A 25,557-nucleotide genomic window follows, 5' to 3' on the forward strand; every position below is an offset into this window, starting at 1 on the left:
ACATTTTTAAAATGAAAAGCAAATTAAAACCTAGTAATGACTGATTAGTAACTGATGACAACCCCAAAATGCGTGAAGTATGCACTGAGGTAAAGTTCCCTTTAGATCAAGAAGTGCTTGATGTCATTGATAAGATGTTAGCTTATGTTGATGAAAGCTTTGATGATAATGCTGAGAAGTATGACATCCGTCCAGGGATTGGGATCGCAGCTAACCAATTAGGGTTAAATCAAAGATTTTTTTACATTCATTTTACCGATTTTTGTAATAAAGAACACCGATACTTACTTATCAATCCCGAATGGATTGATAAGAGTCTTAACAAAGCTTACTTAAGTATTGGTGAAGGTTGTTTATCAGTTCCTAAAGACAAGGATGGTTATGTAATTAGAAATGAAAAAGTCAAACTCAAAGGTTTTGATTACTTAACGAATAAAGATGTTGAAATTGAAGCACATGGATTGTTAGCAATGTGCTTACAACATGAGATGGATCATTTAGAAGGTAAGTTTTATTATGATTCAATCAACATGATGAAACCATTCTTTAAAAAAGACGAATGGGTAAGCATTGATCAAAAAGCATGTGATCAATGTAAGTAGTAGAGTTTAAAAAATAAAATAAGGATTAACGCATGTTAATCCTTATTTTATATATCTATTTTTGTTTATCGATTATTTAAAAATATCACCTTTGTAGAAGTTGTATGACATGAATGGTCATTTATCAGTTAATGGAACTCATTCACCATTTACAATACGTCCAGATTTAGGTAATATTTTAGCAACCACTGCAAATATCATTGCGATTACTACATACATCACGAATGCAGTTATACCAGCTGGGTTAAGTTGTCCTGTGAAGTCTTTACCTGCAAGTCCAGGTGCGTTTACAACAACTGATAGTAAGATGTCAGATAATGTATAGATCATGTATCCTACACCTCATAAAACACCAAATTGTGTACCAACTTTAGAAGGTGAAGCGCCTTTAAATTCGTGAGGAATTAATAAGAAGGTACCTTGAAGTCCTCATAAGAACACACCAGCCAAGAATGATGCAATTATTTGACCAGCAGCTAGACCTTCGTTTTTATTTGCACCTAAGAAACCGAACACGAACGAAACAATAACGAACAATATTCCTAATGAGTATTGTGTCATCAAGAATGTGCTTCTGTCATATCTTGTTTTATTAAATGGAGAGATTAAGAATAGTCCACCTACTAAACCTAATACGAAGGCAACTCTAGAAGTATTTCCTACTCATGCTAATCCACCAGTTTCACCTTTTTTGATGAAATTGAATGGAGAAGCACCAATAACACCATTAGCATATGTACCAGTTAAGATTCACACTACAGCTACTAATCATGCACCATACATTAAGCATAATTTCAGAATCTTTTTATCTTTTAATGTAGATAAAATTGTTACTTCTGGCTCCATTTTGGTATGTTTATCTTTAGGTAAAACAGTTTCTTTACCAAAGATGAAGTATAGAGTGAAAGTCGCAAAAATGATTACGATGAAAGTAGCACAAACGATGTATCAACTTTCTTGTGCTTGCATTCTTAATGTTCGACTGTAAGCAAATAATCCTAATGAGAAAGCTGCACCAATGTTGAATCCAAATGGGTTAACAACACTTAACGCACTTTTCTTTTGGATTGTAGAAAGTTTTGCAATAACAGGTTGAGTATAACTAATTAAAGCAGTACCACCAACAGCCAATAAAGTTCTGAAAATAATGAATAAGCTGTAACCTAAAGCTGTTAATTTAGTTAAGCTTCCACCACTAATAAGATCTCCTTTAGCTTCGTAGAAAAGATTACTTTGAGATAAAACTAGTGCGTTCCCATTAAACGGAAATGCTACTATGATGAACGGGAACGAGAATCCCATCAGTGCTAGCATTGTTAGAACAGTTTTTCTGTGACCCAATCTTCCGATGAATCAACCTGCTACGAATGAACCTACTCCTCTAAAGAAGGTAATTGTCCAGTTAGTTGCAGCTGTTGCAATTGAACCTGGGTTCTTAAAGAAGAATGATTGAGATCATCCAGCTCGTATATCATTACCATCTGGGTTAAACGTGAAATTACCAGCTACTTGGTCGATTAAAAACCAGTTAACAACAAACAAGAAATACCCGAACAGGATAATCATCCAGGTAATAAATAGTTCCTTATCTGTTACTTTACTAATCTTTTCAAGTTTCTGCTCACGCGTCAATCCTGATTTTAAACTAAGTTTCATATTTAAATTTTGATTGTTAAATTAACATTTGCTAATTCTGTCTGTACGACATAATTAGTCAATAAAAACGCTGAAATTTATCTATTAAATGTAAATAGTTGTTGATCTAATATGCAAATTTAAACGAAGTTATTTTGTCATTAGTTCAATATTTTAAGTGTAGATATTTTCCTTACAAAAAATACTAAACTACAATTATATTTTATAAATTTATAAAGCCTATTGTTAATTTTCTTAAAAATATTAATCTATTTTTATACTTAAAAGTCGGACTTTATATAACTAAAACACCCATGAATAAATTTATCGTAGTAGGAGCAGGCCACGCTGGTCTAGAAGCTGCTTTTATACTTTCAAAGCTAAAAAATAAGGTTTATCTTTGTGTTTTAGACAGAAAATACGTAGCTAATTGTCCATGTAACCCTTCAGTAGGAGGTCCTGCTAAAGGAATTGTAACAAGAGAGATAGATGCTTTAGGTGGAATGCAAGCAGTAGCTGCTGATAGCGCTGCACTACAAAGAAAAATTTTAAATTCTTCAAAAGGACCAGGGGTTCAATGTTTACGATTTCAAATCGATAAGGTTCATTACAAAAAGTGATTCTTAGAACAAATAGATAATAACGAGAATATTGAACTAGTTGAAGGTGAAGTAACAGAAGTAATTAAGGATGGTGATACAGCTACTGGAGTAGTTATCAATGATGTTAAAAAAATAGAGGCAGATGCTGTAATAATAACTACAGGTACATATTTGAAATCGTTAACATTTAGCGGTAAAAACGTTAAAAACGAAGGTCCAGAAGGTTTTAAAAATTCTAATAATTTATCTGAGTGGTTTAAATTAAATGGCTTTGAATTAATTAGATTGAAAACTGGAACACCTCCAAGAATTAAAAAAGATTCAATCGATTATTCAGATCTGCAAATAGAACCAGGAAACGGAACAGATTTATATTTTTCGCACTGATCTAAAAATAAATATATTGATTACGAATTACCTTGTTATTTAATTCATACAACAGAAGAAATACATAAGATTATTAACGATAATTTACATTTATCTGCCATGTATTCGGGAAATATAACTGGTGTTGGTCCTAGATATTGTCCTAGTATTGAAGATAAAATAGTTAGATTTTCTAATAAACCAAGACATCAGATATTTATTGAGCCAGAATCTTTAGAACTTGATACTGTTTATTTAGGTGGTTTTTCTACTTCTTTAGATGTTTCTGTTCAAGATAAGATTATTCGTCTTTTACCTGGATTAAAAAATGCTGAGGTTATTAAGTATGGATATGCAATTGAATACGATGCAATAGATCCAATACAACTATATCCTTCTCTAGAATCTAAACTAATAAAAAACCTCTTTTTTGCCGGACAAATTAACGGAACTAGCGGTTATGAAGAAGCTGCTGGGCAAGGTTTAATAGCAGGTATAAATGCTAATCAGAAGGTTAAAAATAAAGAACCTTTAATCTTGTCTAGAGATGAATCATATATTGGAGTTATGATTGACGATATTGTAACTAAGGGGATATCTGATCCTTATCGTTTATTAACATCTCGTGCTGAATATAGATTATTATTAAGAAATGATAATGTTTTAGACAGATTATTAAAAAAAGGTTATGAAATTGGCACTATATCTAAAGAACAAATGGATTTGTATAACCAAAACCTAGAAAAGAAAAACAAGTTAATTGAATTATTAAAGGATAAAAAGGTAGGTAGGTATACGCTATTAAGAGCACATACTAACAACACTAATTTTTCTCTTTATGAATTTTTAAAACGTCCAGAAATCAAACTAGTAGATTTGTTAAATACGATCGAATTTGATTATAGTGAGTACGATATTGAACTATTAAAAAATGTCGAAATTACCGTAAAATATGAAGGTTATATAAAAAAAGAAATTAGAATTGTTAATTCGTTAAAGAACTTAGAAAACATTAAAATTCCTCAAGATATTGTTTATGATACAGTGCAAAATCTTTCGATCGAAGCGATTGATAAATTGAACAAAATAAGGCCACTGAATTTAGCTCAAGCGCAACGCATAAGTGGTATCAACTTAGCTGACATTATCTCTTTAAAAACTCATCTGGAACAAAATGCTTAAACTGATTAAAAATTCCTTAAACGAACTTAATATTTTATTAACTGATAAACAAATCGAAGATATCGCCTTCTTTTTAGAAGAAATACATCATAATAATCAACTTTTTAATTTAACAGGGTACAAGACTAAAGAATTGATAGCTGAAATGCTAGGCGTTAAAACAATATTGCTAGCACAAAGTTTAAGCGAAACATTTTCTAATAAAACATTAAACGTTCTCGATATTGGAACGGGTGCAGGCATTCCAGGATTAATCATCAAAATAATATATCCACAACTTAATGTTTATTTGGTTGATTCAAATGCTAAGAAAATTACTTTTATTAGTGAAGTGATAAAAAAGTTAAATTTTACCGGTGTTTTTGCAATTTCGTCTAGAATTGAAGATAGTTCTTTTTTAGAAAAATATCGTGGGTATTTTGTTTACGTGTTTTCTCAAGCCGTTTCAAAAATTGCGGTTTTGAATGAACTAGGAACACAATTACTAAAGTTAAATGGACAAATTATTCATTTTAAATCTAGAGATTATCTAGAAGAAATGGAGTTTGCAAAGAAGTATTTATCAGACCTTGGTTTGGTTTTCAATAATTGATACGAATATAAATTTAACAATTATTTTTTAGTTAATGTTTTTTATAATAAAAAAGCTATAGTTTCACTGAAATATCCTAGAGAATGAAGCAAAATTAAAAAAGAATTGATTGATAATGCAAAACACTAAATATATAACGGTCACTTCGACCATTAAACATTCAGGTAAAACTTCTACCGCAATTGGATTAGTTATTTCATTAGTTACTGAAGGTTATAGAGTATTATATTTGGGTTTTGATAACAAATATAACGCTCTTCCTCATTTTGATGATGATGCAGATTTAGCAAAAGATTATATTTTAGAAAAAATCATTCTTGGAAGAGCAGTTAGACATTTCTACTCATTTTATCCATTTGACATGCTTAATATCAATGCGGATTTGGTTAAGTTATTCCAAAATGCAACTGATAAACAACAAGCTAGAATTATTAGCAAACTATTTAAGGATTTTAAAACGGAACGTTACCACTACGTAGTCATTGATCTAAACTACAAAGACAAACCAGTTCATAACACAATTATCAAATTGAGCGATCATTGTTTTTACACAATTAATGCTAAACGTTATGAAGAAGAAAAGAATCATCTTGACATCAACTCTTTCTTAACTATTATTCCTAAAAAAGAACATGTTAAATTACTAGTTATTCAATTTAACCGATTTATGGTTGATCACCATAAGTTTATAGAAAACTTAAAATACATATATGGTGATTATGTCTTTGATTATCAAATAGATAGCTCGCGAACAATGAGAAATCGAATTGATCACGCTTACAACTATCTCAGAGTAGATAAGTTGTGCAAACCAATTAAGAAGTACATTTTGGATAGTAAATAAAAAAGTAGATCAATTGATCTACCTTTTTTATTCTTCTTTAGCTTCAACAAGTTCTCTAGAGTTGCTCTTTAATTGCTCGTTAGGCTTGACATCTACATCATTAATATTGATCTCAGATTTCTTTTTAACTAAATCAGCTTGCAATTCTACTCAAATTTCATCTGCTTTTTTTAGAATCCTAAAGCAAGCAATCAACCCGATGAAGGGAGCATAACCACCGACTCGCACAACTTTATTAAGACGAGTAAATTTATCTGGATAAAACTCGTTTAATTGCTGGTTTTTTTGATAAAAAACATTGCTCAAAATAACCTTAATTAAGAGCAAAATAAGATTAATCGTACTCAATAAAATAATCGTAATAATCCAGAACAATTTTTGGTTTTCTAAAACCTGCTCAGTTATCATACCCTTAGTAAACTCCAACATTTTTTGTTGGTATTGAGCTGACGAAATCGCTACTGCTAAAATTAAAATCAGATTCAAGATAATTCAAATTAATGAATAAGATATTAAGAACTTCGTTCTTCTTCTTAATCTTGAGATTTTTCTTGAAACGATATCAAATTTTGTATCATTAATTCCCATATTATGGAATTGAGTAAGATGACTTAAACTGAAAGTTTAAGTTGTTTTTTATTAAGTTTAACGCTAACTAGTTTACCTAGAATTTGAACATCAACAATATATTCGTCGTTGTCAATAATTCTAGAGATCTGACCACTAAGACCTGAATAATCACCTGAGTTGATATCTACCATATGACCAACTTTGAATTCCATGGCTTTATCAACTTGTTCTTTTTCAGTTGACATATCCCCATACTTATCAGCTGAATCAGATTTTTTCTTATGAACAATTGTTTTAGTTGCATTCTCATCTAGAATCAGCTCACCACGTTCGTTGAATAAAGTACGATCCATTTCAATAATCGCATTAGGTGTAATTACAATACGATAATTAGGGTCAAAAGCTTCCCCATTTAATAAGTCTAATTCTTCTGAAGAAGAGATCGGAATTGGTTTAGCTCCTTTACCAGATGAACCCACAATTCCAGTAATATTAACGGTGTTTCTAACAGCAAACCAAGCCGCTTCATTCATCTCCATCTTGATGTAGATGTATCCAGGATATTTATTAGTATCAGTTATCTTATATTTCTTATAAACACCATTATCAACAGTTACCCATTTAATATAGGTACTATTACGCATTGTAGCGGGAATATTATGTGTGGGATTATTACTATCAAAGATAGTTTCTTCCACACTTCTAAACTTAATAACCTTACAGTCCAAGATTTGGTCTTCAAAGTGAAGTGCTCTAACTTTAGCTTTTAAAGTTTTAATAACAGAATCTTCGTTTCCATTAGTGGTTGTGGCAATATATCATTGCGCAGTAGATTTCTTACTCATTGTTTAATATAGTTTTGTTAAAAAAAATTATTTTAAGATCCCGATCGCATTAAAGATTTGGTCTATACCAAATAATGCACCAGTTAAAAAAGCCACAATCGCAATTACGATTAAGAAGTTGGTAATCAACAACTTAGGAGTGCATCAAGTAATTCTTCTTGATTCTTTTTCCATTCCAAATCACCAACGCTTTAGTCTAAGTCCAATCGAACCCTTGTTCTTCTTTTCTCTTTGAACTTGTTCGCGGTATTCTTGTTCTTCTCGTTCTTCTTTAAGCTTTTTTTGTTCTAAAGCTTCTTCTTTAATCTTTTGTTGTTCTTTTTTAATGTTATCGTCTTGATAACTTTCAAGAATAACCTTTGGATTTTTTCTTAGATTAATATTTTTATTCTTATTATCCATAATCTTACCCAATATCTTAGTGCGATTCTTTATGAACGGTCTTTTGATTACAACTAGAACAATATTTATTAAGAACTAATCTTGTTGTTTCAAGTTTAGATCTTGTTGTTGTGTAGTTACGATTTAAGCAGTGCTCACAAATCAAAATAATCTTTTTTCGCATTATGGCAAATATTAAAAAAATGCTTTTAATAAAGCACTTATCATTATTATATATCAATTAATTATCTTGGTTGTTGATATTATTTTAAATCAAAATACCAGGTTTAGTTTTATTTATATATAGGGCGGAAATAGAGTGTTGTTGGGGTGGCTTTGGTAAATCAAAGAGATTTTGAGTCAAAAATCAACAAACTTAATCATATGATTAAATTATCAATCTAGCAAATAATAACAAAATCCCCTATTAATATAAAAGCCTGTATATTAAAATATATATTAAGGATAGTTGTATTTCTTAATAGTTATTAAAACCTAAAAAGACTAATTAATAAAGATTTTAGGGTTACATAATTATTATTTTTCGTTATAATTTATCAATATAAACAATTAATTGCTGATAAGCCTATATTGATATAGCTGGGTGAGATCTAGTTTATCATTAAAATGTGAAGATTGATCACGTTGAGCTTATTAGGTAAATCTAAATGTCTGTTAAAAAATTATCAATTAATTTAGATAAGTTTAAAAGATTATTTAAGATACCAAACAATAACATATTTTACGAACTAAAATCTGAAGTTGTTTCGATAAAACAAAACGCTAAACTCGTTTTGTTTTATCGTTTATTAATCTTTTTAATCTTATTTTCATTTAGTGTTGGTTTTATTATGTTGCCTGAGCGATTGTTCTTGGTGAACTTGCTTCCCCAAAGAGATGCTATGGGTAACGCGATGCAAGCTGGGATTGATCCCAATCGGTTTCCAATCACAGCACTGTTTCAGTTTCAAAACCCAACATTTCAAAGTATTAACTTCTATGTCCTATTAAGATTAATAGGTTTATATTTAGTTTTTATTACTTCATTATGATGAAATTATCAAAACGTTAGTTCGATCAATCACCGAATTAAACGTTACTGAATTTGATTCATTATTTACACTGCTTTAAGTGTGATTAGTGGAGCATTACTATTAGGATGAACAAACAACCAAAGCAGTTTAGCAACTGTTTTAGGTGTTTGTTCATTAAATGTCTTATTAGTAATTCTTAACTATGCTTACTGATTAATCGGTTATTTCTTAAATAAGAAGATTCAACCAATTAGTAATAAAAACTTATATATTATCCTAATTACTTACTCAGCTAAAGTAATTAGTTGAATCATCTTATTTATCTTCTTAGATCAATTAATTAAAGGTGGTCAAAACCCAAGAGTCATCTTTAATGACAATAAGGTACTTAACTTTATCAACTCATTAACAACTGGTTTATCACCTGCTAGAGTTGTTTTATTATTCGTTTTAATTACCTTATCAATTACATTATTCATCTTATCTAACCTATACACTTTATTAAACTTAAAGTTGTTCTTTGTGAAACTGATTAATGATGATTTGAAGAGCAAAGCTTATGGAACAATCGCTTTTTCTTTCATCATCTTAATCACTTTAGTGTTTGGTATCATCAAAGTTTTAGCTGATGGTAAGTACCCAGATAATAATGTTATTGTTACCAACAACGTTGATCTAGGTACTAACTGATTCTGAATTGTGGGAACATTATTGTTCTTAACTTACTGATTAGTTTATTTCTTTGTAATTAGAAGAAACAAAACTCCAGTTATCAATAATATTTATCATTCAGGTTCATTGTTATTAATCTGAGCTACATTTATTGCTTCAGATTTCAACCGTACTAACTTTGATACAGCTAATGGTTATATCAGTTTATTAATCATTACTTTAATTACATTGTTGGTAATCCTAACTTACATTGTTAGTGCTAACAAACAATCAGCTGGGATTATCGTAAGCTTAAGTTTAGTATCTGTATTTATTGTTGCTAGTGTATTCTTAATTACGTTTAACAACACTTTAGTTAACAATCAAAACTTCTCACTAAAATCATTAAACTCTGATCTATCAATCAATCAGATCTTATATGCATTACTTGCAATCATCTTAAGTCTTAACTTTATCTATGTAGTATTAAGTATTTACTTTATCTACTTCTTTATTAATAAGAACACAATCTTTAACTTTAATAAGGTTAAGATCTCTCAAACCCAAGAAGAATACAACCAAAAAGATACTAATCAATCTAATCAAGAATTAAATAATCAATCAGGAGTTAATTCATAATGAAAAACAAAAATAAAAATAACCACGCACAAGAAGAAATTATTGAAACAAGTTATCCTTCTTTAGTTCAACACCATGACTTTGTTGAGTTCTCTCAACTATTCAACACAGCTTTGTTACAAACCAACACAGATGAAAACTCACATCAAGCTAAGATGTTTATTGAAAAGCTTAAGCATGCTGTAGCTAACCACCTACAAATCATTTATGATAACTTCATCATTTCTTGAACTAAAAACATTCGTTTTTCTTTCACGAAATTGATTCCTGCAGTAACTACAGTTGAATCTTCTCAATCTGATGGGGTTAATCTTAAATCTGATTTAACTGAAAATGAAGAATTAAAAATCTTAGCTGAAAGATTCAATCTATTAATGAATCATCAGTTATTTGATGAAAACAAGATTGTCGAAGTTGTTGATGGAATTATTGTTTATCGTTCTAAAGAAACTAACCAATTAAAGGTTGTGTTTTCTAATGAGATCATTAACGCGTAATTTCTTATGGACATTAAAAAACTCGAGCGTAAACAAGCTAGTTTAAAAAACATTTACACCCTAGTAAGTTCGAAACGTGATATTGCTTTAATTAAGATCTTTAAGTTATCTAAACGATTTGAATACTTTTATAAAAGAGCAATCCATTCAAAAACATTATTAGATATCTTACACAAGAAATTTAATTTAAAGAATCCTTTTTATGAAGAAAGCACTTCATTAGTTGATAACAAGATCATTAATCTTACTTTAGATAAGGTTGAAGACATGTTCTTTGTTAGCAAAAAGCGTTTATGGATTTATGTAACAGAAACTCAAAACGCTGCTGCTGATAACTATTCAAGATATGATCGTGCGATTCTAAGACAAGAAAATGTTCAAGAAGACCAATTCATCACAATTGGTGAACATGCTAAAAACTTCTGTCTTAAGAATAATCTTGAAGTTGTTCAACATTATGATGAGAATGATTTCAGTGCATTAAGTAAAACGATTCCTGAAATCATTCGTCTGAAGATCGAATCTGGTGATATTATTGATATCAACTTCGTAATTAATTCGAATAAGATTAAAAATAAATTCTTAAAGATCTTACCAATCAAGCATTTTGAATTAGATACTTCTTATTATGAAAAGGCTGATACGATCGTAGAAAACATTGAAAACTACAAGTTGTATAACAACTTACAAGAATTCATAGTTAATGAGATTAATTCTTATCTAAGAAACGTAGTTACTTCATTACTAGTTGAATCATCACTGATAGTTGCTAAAAACAGTCTTGTTCAATACAACAAAACATTAAGTGATCTAGATGACACCTTACTTAATCTAAGGCGCGAGATCTTAAAACAAAAACGTGAACTTGAAATCCAAGAACTACAAATGTTAACAAGAAGCAGCGAATCCTTAATTAAGATGGAATCAAAAAAGGATGGAGACATGGATTAGATTATGGCAAAACACAACTTTAAAACTGTTCCATCAGAAATCGAATTCATTCGATACAACAACAAACTATTCGGTTACAAGCAAGGTTATTTCATGCTTAATGTTAACCAGATTGATGAATGGGACTTAATTCAAGATAATTCATTAATTAGTATTGAAAACGTTTTCTTTAAGATCTATGATCCAGTTGCTGATGAAGAAGATTACTACATTATCCGTAACTCGTTTATCAAGATTGAAAACAACAAAGTCACGATTTATAGTGATGATAAATTCAAACCACTAAGAATCGATTACAAATTCAGGATCAAAAAATATGATGATAAGATTGCTGAATTTAATAAGAAATTATCATATTACGAATCTAAGATTAATTTAGGTTTAAACTTCCAAGAGTTGATTGATTACAATGCTGTAAGAAAAGAAAAAAAGTTTTACTCGTTAATTCGCAATTTCAATCTAGCAGAAAAAAAGGTCGATAAAAATGAAAAATAAAAGTAAATTAAAACGATTGATTTATTGACAATTTGGATTTATGGTTCCTGCGGTATTTGCTTCTACTCTTAGTGGAGTAATTACTCATCATAAAAATTCAATTAATGAATATAAGCTAATTAATCATGCTGGTGAAGAGTTAGATCCTTCAACTCCAACACAACCAAATGATCCTAATGCACCAGTGATGAATAATAATAACAATGGTGCTGATGCTAATAAACCTGAGCAACCTCCAAGAATGCCAGCAAACTTGGAAATGCTTAAGGCTGATATTGATGCTAAGATGTCAGACGCAATCAAGGATTTCATTGATGCAGTTTTCTTAGGTAAGGATAATCTTGTTGATCAAAAGATTGAATCAGTTAAAAACCAAAGTGATTTATCTTTTGAAGACAAGTTTAATAGAACTCTTTATTACTCTCAGCTTAAAGCCTTCTTTCAAAAAAATAAGGATCAGATCATATCTAACCCTTCAAAATTTGGTTTAGACATCGTTTATCCTTATGTAATTTCGGCTAATAAAGAATTCAATAAAGGTACGATCGTATTCAATGGTAAAACTTATGAAAATAAGATTTGAGGGAATACACCTACTACCAACTATGAAAAAGAAATTACTGGTGATGGAAACTCAATTACGCCAAATCCAGATGCAGCAAAAGCTAAAGTAGAAAATACCACTTCAGATGAAGAAGGTAAAAACGTTTTAAAAACTTACTTTGATGCACTAAGACAAGGTGCTACATCGATTTTCTTAAATGATGAAGATCTACCTAAAGTTGGTGAAGACTATGAAATCAATGGTCGTGTAACATCAACTAATGATGCTGGAGTTTTCTCAAACAAACCTAATAAATTTGATACTTGAGACGATTACATTATCAGCAAGATCAAACCTAGATTCATCGATTTTGACTTAGAACAAAATAAGGATCCAGCTGAACAAAATCAGATGAATCAGCAAAGTAGCCAATCTGTTGAAAACTTATTACCTCCAACTGTTCCAGTTGAAGGTGAAGCAGTTCCAACTGATCCAAAAGAACTAATTGAAAACATTCCTAGATTTGTTCCACAAGTAAGATCACTTTACTCAACTTTATCAACTAGTGCGTTATTAAATCGTTATTCAACTTACACTGAACCTAATAAATCAGACGTTTTCTTTTACTTTGAAAACCCAATTAATACTAGATTTAGTTACACAGTAACAAGTCTAAGCTTAAACAACGGTAAGATTGAAGCTACTGTAATGATTCAAGATGCAGTTGATAAAGATGCAAGAACTACTTATACAAGAGAGCTTGATACAGTTTCTTTAAGTGGTACAGCACAACAAATCAATGAAAACCGTGAATTAGCTTATCCAGCTATTGAAAGACTATTCTTAAACTTCTATCAAGCTGTTGGACTAAACGCTGATTTAAACTATGCTGATGCAACTAAGGTTTATGTTGAACCTCAAACCATCTTCCAAATGGTTTATTTAGCAATGAGAGCGATCAACAAACCTGAGTTTAAAAATGATCTAAACACAATATTAAGTCGTGGTATTGGTTTTAGCACTGATCAAAGTGATAGTTACTTCTTAAACTTCTTAAGAAACCAATTAATCAACTCACAATTCTTGTACTGACAACTAGTTAGTGAGATGTACAAACGAATCTTTGTTGCATTTATTCGTGACTTCAACAAAGAAGATCTTAAACCAAAACTACTTGCAATATTACAACAAAACGGTGTAACCATCAATCAATTCAACGATTCGTTTACTGAAGCTAGAAGAAAACTATTAAGATTAGATTCATTAACTAAGCAAACAATCGGTTCACCTCAACTTCAATTTGATTCACTTGTAACTCAAATTAAAGAGATGAATCAAACCTTGAGACCATTTAACTTGGTTTATGATGCAATCTCAGACCAAGCTAAAGGAGATGCGCAAAAGCAAGCTGAACTAGAAGCATCACTAAAATCATTCTCAACTGATATTAACGGTATTCTAGCCAACTCAAAAGCAGTAGCTAATCCATTCTTAATTGTTTTAGCTGTCTTCTTGGGACTTATCTCAATGTCGTTATACGGTTTTTATTTCATGCAACTAGCATTCAATAAAACTAAACAAATTAACAAATTAAACAAACCTTTAATCATTACTGTTTTAATTATTGCTTCTATTGCACTAGTTTCAACTGCACTGATTGCATTCAAAATCATCGGAGTATTTTAATAAATCATATGAATCCTAAAATTGTTGCTGCTTTAGATTACGTTATTCAAGTTGAAGGTAAATTTGAATACCAACAAAATCAAGTTTTTACGATTAGAAACAAACCTAATTTCCGAGCTATGGTAATTAGTGCTACAACTGATACTGGTTTTTTAATCGTTGATGCTGCTAATGCTGACTTTGAAATTGGTGATGAGATTATTCCAACCAATAATGACAATAATGTTAAAACTACCAAGCAATACTTTGGTAACATTATTGACATTGATGGAAATATCTTGTATCCCAAGAAACACAAACCTGATTTTCAACCAAACTCATTATCATCTAATGCGTTCGCTACATCACGAAATCTATTAGAAGTTAATCGTTTAAACGAACAACTATATACTGGTATTATGGCGATTGACCTTTTAACTCCAATTGGTAAGGGTCAAAGAGAATTAATTATTGGAGACCGTGGTACTGGTAAAACTCACATCGCACTTAATGCGATTATTAATCAAACGATCCGTAATACTGGTGTTAAATGTATTTATGTTTCAATTGGTCAAAAGCGTCAAAACGTGGCTGATGTTTATGAAACTCTTAAAAAGCACGGTGCATTAGAAAACACAATTATTATTGATGCACCTGCTACTAACTCATATCACCAATACTTAGCTCCTTATGTAGCGATGGCTCATGCTGAAAACATCTCACATTTCCAAGATGTTTTAGTAATCTTTGATGACATGGCTAAGCACGCTAATATCTATCGTGAAATGTCATTATTAGTTAACCGTCCAGTTGGTAAAGAAGCATTCCCTGGTGATATCTTCTTTAGCCATGCTTCTGTTCTAGAACGTGCTGGGAAGTTTGCAAACCGTAAATCAATTACGTGTTTACCAATTGTTAAAACCGTTAACAACGATATTACTTCATTAATTTCATCTAACTTGATTTCGATTACTGATGGTCAGATCGTAACTAATACTGATCTGTTTGCTAACGGTATTCTACCAGCGATCAACATCGATCTATCAGTTTCACGTCTAGGTAGTTCAGTACAATCACGTGTGATTGCTAAAGTAGCTTCACAAATCAACAAGAAGTACCGTGCTTACAAACGTCAAAGTAAGTTATGAACTCTTAAATACGACCTTAATGAAGAAGCAGCTGATCTAATCAGCAAAGGTAAAGCAATTGAACAACTGTTCATTCAAAAAGGATTCTCTCCTTATACTGAACGCTTCATGCTATTAATTACTAAACTAATTCTTTGAGGTACTTTACGTAAGGTTGATAATCGAACACAAGAAGCATTATCATTTATTAATGCTTTAATTGATACTGATCCAATTGCTAAGTGAATCTATGATCACTTAGAATCAGGTGAAGACTTTAATGACGACTTAATGCGTAACTTCTTTGAATACGCATTAAGTCAGTACTTCAGATTCAAAGAATACGATTTACAGATAGATGTTGATAAGAAATTTATTGATTTCAAACCAGAAGAACTACAAGAAATTGTTGATAACATGAAAGGGACTTTATAATGATCGGACACATTACCAAGATCTGAAATAATGTTGTAGAAGCAACATTTAAAAAAGAAGAATTACCAAAAGTAGATTTCATCTTAACTTTACACAATAACCAATGTGTGTTGTTGGTAAAAAGAATCATTGATGATACCAGTGTAAGAGCGATCGTTATTTACCAAAAACAAAGCATCAAGATCGGTGATCAGGTTGTTAATACCAACAACACCCTTAAAGTACCTGTTGGTCAAGCTGCTAAAAACAACATCTATGATATCTCTGGTATTCCGATGTTAAAAGAACGTGCTAAAAATATTAAATACGTTGAAATGAATTCAACAATTAAAAAAGAAAAGAAGATCTATTCTAAGCATGAAATTCTAGAAACTGGGATTAAAGCAATCGATTTCTTCATGCCAATTCTTAAGGGTCACAACCTGGGTATTCTTGGAGGTGCTGGGGTTGGTAAAACCGTTTTAATGAAAGAAATCATCTTTAACTCTTCAAGATCAAACAGTGCTAAGAAAAACTCATCAATTTTCATTGGTTCAGGTGAACGTAGTCGTGAAGGGGTTGAACTTTACCAAGAATTAGAACAATCTAACTTGATGAAAGATTCAATGATGTTCATCTCTAAGATGGATGAACCACCAGGAGCAAGAATGTCAATCGTTCCTTATGGGATTACTGCTGCAGAATATCTAAGAGATGTGGAAAAAGAAGACGTACTATTATTCATTGATAATATTTTCAGATTTATCCAAGCTGGTAATGAAGTAGCACCAGGTTTAAATAAAAAACCTATTACTGGAGGTTATCAAGCAACTCTTGATACTGAAGTATCAAACGTTGAAGACAGACTATACGCTACAGAAGATGGTTCAATTACTTCGTTCCAAACATTGTTCTTACCAATGGATGATTTAGCTGACCCTTCAGCAGTCTCTATCTTTAGTAATCTAGATGGTTCATTAGTATTATCACGTGAACAAACTTCTAAGAATATCTTCCCTGCTTTTGACCCACTAGCTTCTTCATCTTCATCAGTTTCACCTGATATCATTGGTCAAAGACACTATAATGCAATTATTGAAGTTAAAAGTATCTTACAAAAATACCGTGATCTAGAAGACGTAATCTTAATTCTAGGGATCGATGAACTTGATAAGGATAACAAGATTATTGTACGTAAAGCTTTACAATTACAAAACTTCTTTACCCAAAACTTCTTTGTAGCTGAAGCTTATACTAAAGCTAAAGGGGTATACGTACCACTTGAAGAAACTCTAGAATCAGTTATTCGTATCGTTGAAGGTAAATATATCAACCAATCACCTGAGATCTTCTCATTCGTTGGTTCTAACTTAGATATCCCAACAGATGAAGAACTAAATTTAAATAAAGTTGATCTTTAGTTTTTTAAAAAAAATAAATCCCACCACATCTAATATGAAAAAAAGATGAATTAAATATCTGACAGTATCGTTAGGTAGTGCTCTAATTTTTAGTTCGTGTACGAATGCTAAAAATGGATCTGATCCAAGTTCACGAACTCAAAGTTCTAGTGGTTCAATCAATACTGGTCCTAATGGACTTTATAATATCAGTCCTGATATTGATAGTATTGATAAACCAATTCCAGCTGTTGATCAATGATACAACAAAGTTGAGAACAACCAACGTGTTGTAGCTGATCAATATCCTAACTTTAAAGCTACTACTAATATTGTTAATTGATATCTAGCTAATCGAAATAACGGAGTTAGACCACCTTCATTTTGATTAAAAGATCGAGCTGATCCTTCTCACGTTAGTCCATTTTCATTAACAAACGAACAATTAAAAGCAATTAATGATAAAGCGCAATCCCTTGGTCAACCAAAATACGAAGATGCTTATACTTATGGGTTTGGTTTGCCTGGAATTAGTAAAACAGATAAAACCCTAAATAATTCAATTGATGTAATAAATGATACTAATTCAACAATTAATATCATTTATTACAACCGTAGGGGTAATAATCTAGCAGGTGTTGATACTGGTCGATCATTTTTAATTGCTAATGATAAATACAAGCAATTATCTAAGATTACTTATTCAATTAGAATTACTAATGAATTAACTGATTCAGATGTGAAACAAGACAATTCTAGTCATGTTTCACATGATGAGGGAGATAATACTGGTAATTGAAGTGGGACTACTTGGATTTTAGATTACGATCGAACCAGCGATAATTCATACCCAACAACTTGATATTTTGCTAGTAACTTCCACGTATTACAACACTTACAATTAGCTGGTGATAACCAAGCTTTAATCCGTAATAATAAAGTTGCAACTAAAAAGATTGAATTGTTCCAATTAAACCAAGATATGGTTAAAGTGGGTGAAAGAATTAGACCTCAACAAGCTAGAGGTCGTGAGTTTCAAGATCCTTATCTAAAAGTTACTTCAGTTGATCCAACTAACGTTAAAACGGTTTTCTTAGGCAACGACGCACTTAAACAAAAACCTAATACATTCACTCAAGATCCTAACTATACAGCTACTCAAACCTTATTAGATTTTGGTGTGATTAGAGTTACTTTTAAAGATGCTGCTGAAGCTAAAGCAGTAACTAATGATTACGCTGAATGAAAAGAAGAAGACAAATTCAAACCAGCTAAATTTTCATATTTAGATGATGAGAAATACAAATCATTACCTGCTGATAGTTTATATGCTTTTGGTTTACCAACCTCTAGAAGTGATGGAATTCTTCAACGGGAGATCTATGGTAATATTGAAAATTTAAGAACTCCTTGAATTAATAAACCACGAAATACTAATGGTGTTGCTACAGGTGGTGGTGATTTATCTTGAACTGTTACGCAAAGATCGTTCGTAAACAAACCTGGGTTAACTGATGTTTTCTTAACAGTTCCAAGACTTGGTGGGGGTGATTTCTACCGAGTTAATGAAACAAGATTTTCTCACACTGGATTAGGTTATTTACTTGATCATTACGCAGTTCCACCTGGTGGAAGTGGTTCTCCAGTAATTAATGATAAAAACGAAATTGTAAGTATTATCTTTGCTTCAGATAATTCTACAAACACCGGAACTTCATTAGCCCTTCACTCAGATGGGTTTAATTACCAAAACTATTATGGTAATTACAACCTACCTAAATATGACTTAATTTATGGAACTGGTGATGATAACCAAACCAAGTCTTATCGCCAAGGATTAAGACTTATTAATCCTGGACAAAACGTTAATACTTGATTATTCCATTAAAAAAGATAGATATAATAATCAACATTTATAAAGCTATGGTATATAATTAAATATAAGATAGCTGGCTTTATTAATCAAATTTTAAAACCAAATGATCAAAGCTAAGTTTAGAAAATACAAATATTTATTTACTTTACTATCAGTAAGCTCAATAATTGTAGCTAGTTGTAACTATGGTAAAACTGCAACAGAAGTCAAACCAGGAGAAAAGAGTAAAACTAGCAATAATCTCAACGATGGTGGGGTGAGTGGAGCAACTTTAGACTCTAAGAACAAAATTGATTTGCCTAATTCTCAAGTAGCTAACAAGTTTGAAAATGGCAAAAGATATGTTCCTGATCAATATGCTAACTACGATGCTTATTTAAATTTAAATAACGTAAGTAAGGCTAGACATGAACCTCCTGTTAATGAAAGTTCAACACCAAATGCTGGGGTAACTAACCCTAATGATATTGATCCAGAAAAACTAAAAGAATATGACGAAAAAGCTAAGAGATTAGGTTTACCAACCTATCGTGATGCTTTTGGTTATGGTTTCTTATTACCTAATATTGGTGATGACGGAAAAATTGGGCAAGGTCTTGTAGAAAGAAATGATAGTTTTGGTCCTAATTTGATTCCAGCTTATCAACCTGGGTTCTTAGGTTCTGGATATAACTTTAAAAATTTAGGTGATCCTAGTGGTTTTTTAGGTTTACCTAGAACGATTCTTAACGATAACTATCGCAAATTTTCTAAAACAGTTTATTCATTATCTTACTCTAATGCTTTCCCTGATCTTAAAAAAGGTTTAGAAGCTGATAGTACTTGAACAACTCAGCAAAAGATTGATGCTAAATATCGTCTTTTCTTAGGTACTACTTGGATTCTAGACTATAAGTTGCCTGAAAAAACAGGTGAATACCCTAAAACTTGGTATTTTGCTAGTAATATGCACGTACTAGAAAATCTATTATTAGATGGTATTGCGGGAACTGATCAAGATTTTAGAGATTTTGAACATAGAGATTACGAAGTTAGAACAAACTTAGCTAGCTTAACTTTTGTTAACTATTGAAATAAAGATGCTACACCAACTGGTTCAAGATTTGCTACAACTCAACCTCAATCTGTAACACAAATCAATGACCGAACTGATCTAGGTTTCAAAGATAATACAATCCACACTCAAGACGACTTCAATAAAATCTCTACACCTTATGTTAGAGTAAACATCGATCCTAAAAATATTAAACCAATCTTTTTAGGAGCTGACTTCTTAAAAGATGGTTCTATTCCTAAAGAAAGAGGTCGATTTAGTGATGCTAAAAGCATGATCGACTTTGGTGTTATTGAAATTACATTCAATAATGAACAAATCGCGAAATGATTAACTTCAGATTATGCTAATTGACCTGAAAATGAAAAATACAAATTCGCTACTACATCATTACTAAACGATCAAACTTATAAAGATTTAAAAGAAGACGATTTATACGCAATCGGATTCCCTAATTCTCACGATGATTATAAGATCAGATACGCTGGAGCAGATGGAGAAACCATCGAAGCAAGAGGGGACTACGTTTCTTACTGAACAAATAAATCAGGTAATTATTACGCTAACGCTAATCCAAATAAATTCTTAGAAGATCGCAAAGATAAAGGTGGAGATCTGAGCTGATCAAACACCAGAACATTTGTTAACAAACCTGGTGTAACTGATTTATTATTATCTTACCCATCATTTGATGGTTCACCTAAAGTTTATTCAAGAATACCTTACACTAACTCAGGTTTAGGTTACTTACTGGATAACTTTGTACCTTCAGGTGGTGCTTCAGGTTCAAGAATTATTGATGGTAGTGGTACTATTAGAGGTATCTTGTTCGGGGTTGCTAAATCTTCAACAGCTGGTTATGCAGTAGCTCTTAGAAGTGAAGGTATGGATTACGAAGGTTTATATGGATCTTACAACTTACCTCAGTACGATTTAATCTATGGTGGTGGTAAAGATCAAAAAGACTCTTACCTTGATCAGTTAATCAAGAGAAGGCCAAATGAGAAAACTTGATTGTTCCCTAAAGGTGTAGATAGAGCTAACGTTCCTGAACAATTCAAATTTAAAAATGCCTAATTTTTAAATAGCTCTCATCAACCTATTCAAAATAATTTATAATAACTAACTAGTAAAAATATGGGTAAACTTATACTCATATTTTTTATTGATCTATTTATAATTAAAAAGATATATTTTATATAAAATGGCTTCATTAATTGATAAGGCTTACGAAGTTGCCCAAAAAAACTTTGTCAAGAAGGAATTTACCTTTAACGACTTATGAAAACTAGTCATTAAAGACGAGAGTTTCAATAAAAAAGATGCTCAAGATCTAATTGGAGCATTCTATACTGATTTAATTCAAGACACAAGATTTGTTTATGTTGGTGATCAAAAATGATTAATTAAATCAATGATGCTTCATGATGAATGAGCAAAACTATCTGAAACCTTACATAACCAACAAGAATACCTTGAAGAAGGTTATGAACACGTAAAGGTTCAAGTTGAGGTTGATGAATCTTCTCCTGAGATTAGTAATGAGGGTGAAGAATCTTCATTAATTGATGACAATATTATTGTTGATTCAACAGAGGAGGAGAATTAATCTTATTATGTCAAAACTAGTTAATGCTAAAGCAATGATTCAAAGAGCCACTAAAGAAGGCTATGCCATTGCTCATATTAATACGAACAACTTAGAATGAACTAGAGCTATTCTATCAGCTGCTCAAGAAACTAATTCACCTGTTATTGTAGCAGCTAGTGAAGGTGCTGTTAAATACATGGGTGGGTATAAAGCTGTTTATCACATAGTAGATGATGCAATCAACAGTTTAAATATCAATGTACCAGTTGCTTTACACCTTGATCATGGTACTTATGAAGGTGTATTTAAAGCCCTAGAAGCTGGTTTTAGTTCTGTAATGTTTGATGGTTCTCACCTAGCTTTTGAAGAAAACTACGAAAAATCAATTAAAGTAATCGAAGCTGCTAAAAAATACGACGCTTCAGTAGAACTTGAAGTTGGGACAATTGGTGGTGAAGAAGATGGTGTTGTTGGTAATGGCGAATTAGCCAACCCACAAGAATGTAAGAAGATGAAAGACTTAGGCTGTGATATGCTAGCAGCTGGTATTGGTAATATCCATGGTATTTACCCAGAGTCTTGAAAATCATTAAACTTTGAAGTTCTAAGTGAACTTAAAAAAGCAAGTGATGCTTCTTTAGTACTACACGGTGGTAGCGGTATACCTAATGAACAAGTTAAAAAAGCAATTAGTTTAGGTGTAACTAAGGTAAATGTTAACACTGAATGTCAATTAGCTTTTGCAGCAGCTACTAGAAAATACATTCTAGAAGAAAAAGATCTTGATCAACACAAAAAAGGTTATGACCCACGTAAGATGTTAAAACCAGGGTTTGAAGCTATTAAAGCTACTTGTATTGAAAAGATCAAGTTATTTGGTTCAGAAAACAAAGCTTAGTTAATCTTGTATGCTAAAAGCAGGTATTATTGGATTGCCCAATGTGGGTAAATCCACATTGTTTAACGCGATTACAACCGCTAATAGCTTGGTTGCTAACTATCCTTTTGCAACAATCGAACCTAGCTTTGGAACCGTTGAACTAATCGATCAACGCTTAAACCAATTAGTTAAACAAATTGAACCAGACAAGATTGTTTATGCAACAATCATGTTTGTTGATATTGCTGGTTTAGTTAAAGGTGCCTCTAAAGGTGAAGGTTTGGGTAATAAGTTCTTAAGCAATATCCGTGAAGTTGATTGTTTAATTCACGTGGTAAGATGTTTTGATAATAAAAACATCACTCACGTGCATAATCATGTTGATCCTGTTAGTGATATAGAAACAATTAATTTAGAATTGATTATCTCAGATCTTGAGATCGTTGATAATCGCATTAACAAGCTTAAAAGAAAGTATGAATCAGGTGATAGCTCAGTAGCCGTTGAATACGAATTACTAACCAACATTAAAAAAACGCTTGAACAAAATAGGATGTTAGATCTATCTGAATTTAGTCAAGAAGAATTAACAATCATTAAGAACTTTAACTTACTAACAGCTAAACCTAGAATCTATGTTGGTAATATTAATGAAACATACCTATCAGATCCACTAAAAAGTCCACACGTTCAAGCGTTAGCTGAATTCTGTAAGAAAAACTCAGAACAATACTTAACGATCTGTGCTGAGATTGAACAAGAGATCTCTAACTCTTTAGCTCAAGAAAAGGAGCTAGAAGAAATCATTCAAATGTTCGGGATCGAAGAAACCGGGTTAAATAAGATTGCTTTTAAAGCTTATGAGATGCTTGGGCTATGTACTTTCTTTACCTATGGTAAGAAAGAAGTTAGAGCTTGAACATTTAAGAAAAACTCTTTAGCACCAACTTGTGCTGGTGTCATTCACTCAGACTTTGAACGAGGTTTTATTAAAGCCGAAGTAATTCATTGATCTGATCTAATCAAGTATGGATCTGAATTAAAAGCTAAAGAAGCTGGTAAACTTCGTCTTGAAGGTAAACAATACGTTGTTCAAGACGGTGATGTCATTAATTTCAAATTTAATGTTTAAAAAATTATTTAGTTCTATAGAATAAAATTTCTATAGATTGTAGTGTAGGGGATTACTTAATAATGGCTAAGAAGAATGCAATGACGACCACCAATGGCTGAATCGAAGCAATTTGTGGTCCGATGTTTGCTGGTAAAACAGATGAACTAATTCGCAAGATTAAACGTTATCAGTATGCTGATGTGAAATCATTAGTTTTTTCACCAGCTACTGATACTAGATCAGCTCAAGAGATTATTAATTCTAGGGATGGTCGCAAAATTAATTCGATTAAGATTAATAAAGCGTTTGAGATTTATGATTATGTTTTAGAACACAAACCTCAATTAGTGGGAATTGATGAAGTTCAATTCTTTGATGATTCGATTATTGAAGTAATCCAAACGTTAGCTGATAATCAAATTAATGTTATTGTGGCTGGATTAGATCGTGATTTTAGAGGTGAGCCATTTGGTCCAATTCCTAAGATCTTAGGAATTGCTGAAACAGTGATTCGACTAACTGCAATTTGTTCAGATTGTGGTGCTGAAGCTAGTCGAACTCAACGCTTGATTGATAACCAACCAGCGGACTATAATTCTGAAACAATTTTGATTGGTGATACCGAATCATACGCTGCAAGATGTCGCCATCACCACAAGGTACCTAACCGTCCAATCAACGATCAAACCAAGAACTTCAAACGTGCACTAAAAAATAATTTTGATAAAATAGTAGAGCAATCTTCAAAAGATTAAGATTGTGAAATTCTAATTTAGTGCAGAAGAACTTTTAATCATATAAAGTTCGTTATACTGCATAAAGAACATTAAAAATTTTTATATAGAAAGGTGTTGCTTGTGGCTAAAAAAGAAATCACAAGAATTGCCAAACTAGAACTAATCGGTGGTCAGGCTAAGCCTGGACCAGCTTTAGCTTCAGTTGGTATTAATATGGGTGAATTCACCAAACAATTTAACGATAAGACTAAAGATCGTAACGGAGATGTAGTTCCTGTTATTATTACTGCATTTAATGACAAGAGCTTTACATTCGAATTAAAGACAACTCCGGTTACGATCCTTCTAAAGAAGGCTGCTAAGATTGAAAGTGGTGCTAAAAACCCTAAAACTGAAAAAGTTGGAAAGATCTCTAGAGAAGAAGCTTTAAAGATCGCTGAATACAAAATGCCTGATCTTAATGCATACGATGCAGAAGCTGCTTTAAGAATGGTAGCTGGTACAGCTAAACAAATGGGATTAGAAATCGAAGGTGTCGATCCTGTTACTAAGAGCAAGAAAGGATCTAAATAGACGATGGCTAAGAAATTAACTAAAAAAACTAAAGCTGCGCTAAGTAGTTTTGATCCTAAACAAATCTATGATTTAGATCAAGCAATTGAAATTGCTAAAAAAACTTCAATCACTAAATTTGAAAGCTCAATTGATATCGCGATCAAATTAAACTTAGACACAACTAAAGCTGATCAACAACTAAGAGGGGCAATTTCATTACCTCACAACGTTTCAAAACCAATCAGAATTTTAGCAATTACTGATCAACAAGCTGAAGCTAAACAAGCTGGTGCTGATTTCATTGGTGAAATCGATAAGATTAATGAGATCAAAGCTGGTTGAATGGACTTTGATGTAATTATTACCAACCCTAAATTCATGATCGAATTAGGTAAACTAGGTAAGATCTTAGGTCCTAAGGGATTAATGCCTAATCCTAAGACAGGTACAGTTACTCAAGATATTGCTACAGCAATTACAGAATACCGTAAAGGTAAAAAAGAATACCGTACTGACACATTTGGTAATATCCACATGACTGTTGGTAAACAATCAACTGATACAAACAAGATTGTTGAAAACGCTAACGCATTAATCGATTTAATCAAATCAAGAAGACCAAGTGCTGTCAAAGGTGTTTATATTCAAAACATCTCAGTCTCATCAACAATGGGTCCAGGAGTTAAGGTTAAAATTAATTAGGTCTCCTAATTA

At 31.6% G+C, this 25,557-nt stretch carries 24 protein-coding genes; 19 read left to right on the forward strand and 5 right to left on the reverse strand.

Going from position 1 to position 25,557, the window contains the following annotated elements:
• Positions 1-11: 11 nt before the first annotated feature.
• Entirely contained in the window at positions 12-602 is a 591-nt protein-coding gene (def, locus tag H3143_RS03180; RefSeq protein WP_182078757.1) for a peptide deformylase, read from the forward strand.
• A gap of 72 nt (positions 603-674) precedes the next feature.
• On the opposite strand, the gene H3143_RS03185 is transcribed toward def, so the two are convergent.
• On the reverse strand, positions 675-2,258 hold the full coding sequence (locus H3143_RS03185; protein WP_182078758.1) for an MFS transporter: 1,584 nt from the start codon (positions 2,256-2,258) through the stop codon (positions 675-677).
• A 293-nt stretch (positions 2,259-2,551) separates the two neighbouring features.
• Here H3143_RS03185 and mnmG point away from each other — a divergent pair, with 293 nt between their 5' ends.
• The 3 genes from mnmG to H3143_RS03200 are packed head-to-tail and all read left to right on the forward strand — an operon-like array spanning position 2,552 to position 5,823.
• Positions 2,552-4,387, forward strand: a complete 1,836-nt coding sequence (gene mnmG, locus H3143_RS03190; RefSeq protein ID WP_182078759.1) for a tRNA uridine-5-carboxymethylaminomethyl(34) synthesis enzyme MnmG — start codon at positions 2,552-2,554, stop codon at positions 4,385-4,387.
• Positions 4,380-5,108 (forward strand): 16S rRNA (guanine(527)-N(7))-methyltransferase RsmG, encoded by a 729-nt coding sequence (gene rsmG / locus H3143_RS03195; protein ID WP_182078760.1) that lies wholly within the window; start codon positions 4,380-4,382, stop codon positions 5,106-5,108. The genes mnmG and rsmG overlap by 8 nt, the downstream gene beginning before the upstream one ends.
• On the forward strand, positions 5,095-5,823 hold the full coding sequence (locus H3143_RS03200; protein ID WP_182078761.1) for an AAA family ATPase: 729 nt from the start codon (positions 5,095-5,097) through the stop codon (positions 5,821-5,823). Before rsmG ends, H3143_RS03200 begins: the two co-directional genes overlap by 14 nt.
• Positions 5,824-5,850: 27 nt before the next feature.
• On the opposite strand, the gene H3143_RS03205 is transcribed toward H3143_RS03200, so the two are convergent.
• Genes H3143_RS03205 through rpmG form a run of 4 tightly spaced genes read right to left on the reverse strand, consistent with a single transcriptional unit; the run spans position 5,851 to position 7,803 of the window.
• Positions 5,851-6,411 carry a hypothetical protein gene (locus H3143_RS03205; protein WP_182078762.1) on the reverse strand — a complete coding sequence of 187 codons (561 nt, stop codon included), beginning with the start codon at positions 6,409-6,411 and terminating at the stop codon, positions 5,851-5,853.
• Between the two features lie 23 nt (positions 6,412-6,434).
• Entirely contained in the window at positions 6,435-7,238 is an 804-nt protein-coding gene (nusG, locus tag H3143_RS03210) for a transcription termination/antitermination protein NusG (protein WP_182078763.1), read from the reverse strand.
• Positions 7,239-7,265: 27 nt separating this feature from the next.
• Positions 7,266-7,640: a preprotein translocase subunit SecE gene (gene secE / locus H3143_RS03215; protein WP_228444784.1), complete on the reverse strand. Its 375-nt coding sequence runs from the start codon at positions 7,638-7,640 to the stop codon at positions 7,266-7,268.
• Between the two features lie 16 nt (positions 7,641-7,656).
• Positions 7,657-7,803 carry a 50S ribosomal protein L33 gene (rpmG, locus tag H3143_RS03220; RefSeq protein WP_011113909.1) on the reverse strand — a complete coding sequence of 49 codons (147 nt, stop codon included), beginning with the start codon at positions 7,801-7,803 and terminating at the stop codon, positions 7,657-7,659.
• A gap of 484 nt (positions 7,804-8,287) precedes the next feature.
• Here rpmG and H3143_RS03225 point away from each other — a divergent pair, with 484 nt between their 5' ends.
• The 15 genes from H3143_RS03225 (at position 8,288) to rplA (ending at position 25,545) form a co-directional block, all read left to right on the forward strand.
• Positions 8,288-9,943 (forward strand): MSC_0624 family F1-like ATPase-associated membrane protein, encoded by a 1,656-nt coding sequence (locus H3143_RS03225; RefSeq protein ID WP_182078765.1) that lies wholly within the window; start codon positions 8,288-8,290, stop codon positions 9,941-9,943.
• On the forward strand, positions 9,943-10,440 hold the full coding sequence (locus H3143_RS03230) for a DUF2714 domain-containing protein (protein WP_182078766.1): 498 nt from the start codon (positions 9,943-9,945) through the stop codon (positions 10,438-10,440). The genes H3143_RS03225 and H3143_RS03230 overlap by 1 nt, the downstream gene beginning before the upstream one ends.
• 6 nt (positions 10,441-10,446) lie before the next feature.
• Positions 10,447-11,391 carry an MSC_0622 family F1-like ATPase gamma subunit gene (locus H3143_RS03235; RefSeq protein ID WP_182078767.1) on the forward strand — a complete coding sequence of 315 codons (945 nt, stop codon included), beginning with the start codon at positions 10,447-10,449 and terminating at the stop codon, positions 11,389-11,391.
• 3 nt (positions 11,392-11,394) lie between these two features.
• Positions 11,395-11,886 (forward strand): MSC_0621 family F1-like ATPase epsilon subunit, encoded by a 492-nt coding sequence (locus H3143_RS03240; RefSeq protein WP_182078768.1) that lies wholly within the window; start codon positions 11,395-11,397, stop codon positions 11,884-11,886.
• Positions 11,876-14,116: an MSC_0620 family F1-like ATPase-associated subunit gene (locus tag H3143_RS03245; RefSeq protein ID WP_182078769.1), complete on the forward strand. Its 2,241-nt coding sequence runs from the start codon at positions 11,876-11,878 to the stop codon at positions 14,114-14,116. Before H3143_RS03240 ends, H3143_RS03245 begins: the two co-directional genes overlap by 11 nt.
• A gap of 8 nt (positions 14,117-14,124) precedes the next feature.
• Entirely contained in the window at positions 14,125-15,657 is a 1,533-nt protein-coding gene (locus H3143_RS03250; RefSeq protein WP_182078770.1) for an MSC_0619 family F1-like ATPase alpha subunit, read from the forward strand.
• The gene (locus tag H3143_RS03255) at positions 15,657-17,057 is read left to right on the forward strand and encodes an MSC_0618 family F1-like ATPase beta subunit (protein WP_182078771.1); all 1,401 of its coding nucleotides are present in this window, start codon (positions 15,657-15,659) and stop codon (positions 17,055-17,057) included. The genes H3143_RS03250 and H3143_RS03255 overlap by 1 nt, the downstream gene beginning before the upstream one ends.
• A gap of 34 nt (positions 17,058-17,091) precedes the next feature.
• A complete protein-coding gene (gene mip / locus H3143_RS03260; RefSeq protein WP_182078772.1) occupies positions 17,092-18,924 on the forward strand; it encodes an Ig-specific serine endopeptidase MIP in 1,833 nt (610 codons plus the stop codon).
• Between the two features lie 91 nt (positions 18,925-19,015).
• Positions 19,016-21,043: an Ig-specific serine endopeptidase MIP gene (mip, locus tag H3143_RS03265; RefSeq protein ID WP_182078773.1), complete on the forward strand. Its 2,028-nt coding sequence runs from the start codon at positions 19,016-19,018 to the stop codon at positions 21,041-21,043.
• A 127-nt stretch (positions 21,044-21,170) separates the two neighbouring features.
• A complete protein-coding gene (gene rpoE / locus H3143_RS03270; RefSeq protein WP_182078774.1) occupies positions 21,171-21,575 on the forward strand; it encodes a DNA-directed RNA polymerase subunit delta in 405 nt (134 codons plus the stop codon).
• Between the two features lie 7 nt (positions 21,576-21,582).
• Complete coding sequence (fba, locus tag H3143_RS03275) at positions 21,583-22,455, forward strand: class II fructose-1,6-bisphosphate aldolase (protein WP_182078775.1); 873 nt, start codon at positions 21,583-21,585, stop codon at positions 22,453-22,455.
• 10 nt (positions 22,456-22,465) lie between these two features.
• The gene (gene ychF / locus H3143_RS03280; protein WP_182078776.1) at positions 22,466-23,569 is read left to right on the forward strand and encodes a redox-regulated ATPase YchF; all 1,104 of its coding nucleotides are present in this window, start codon (positions 22,466-22,468) and stop codon (positions 23,567-23,569) included.
• A gap of 62 nt (positions 23,570-23,631) precedes the next feature.
• On the forward strand, positions 23,632-24,306 hold the full coding sequence (locus H3143_RS03285; protein ID WP_182078777.1) for a thymidine kinase: 675 nt from the start codon (positions 23,632-23,634) through the stop codon (positions 24,304-24,306).
• A 102-nt stretch (positions 24,307-24,408) separates the two neighbouring features.
• The gene (gene rplK, locus H3143_RS03290; protein ID WP_182078778.1) at positions 24,409-24,861 is read left to right on the forward strand and encodes a 50S ribosomal protein L11; all 453 of its coding nucleotides are present in this window, start codon (positions 24,409-24,411) and stop codon (positions 24,859-24,861) included.
• A gap of 3 nt (positions 24,862-24,864) precedes the next feature.
• Complete coding sequence (gene rplA, locus H3143_RS03295) at positions 24,865-25,545, forward strand: 50S ribosomal protein L1 (protein WP_182078779.1); 681 nt, start codon at positions 24,865-24,867, stop codon at positions 25,543-25,545.
• The last annotated feature ends 12 nt before the right edge of the window (positions 25,546-25,557 follow it).

It is taken from the genome of Mycoplasma tullyi, assembly GCF_014068355.1.
In the GTDB taxonomy this organism is placed as follows: domain Bacteria; phylum Bacillota_I; class Bacilli_A; order Mycoplasmatales; family Mycoplasmoidaceae; genus Mycoplasmoides; species Mycoplasmoides tullyi.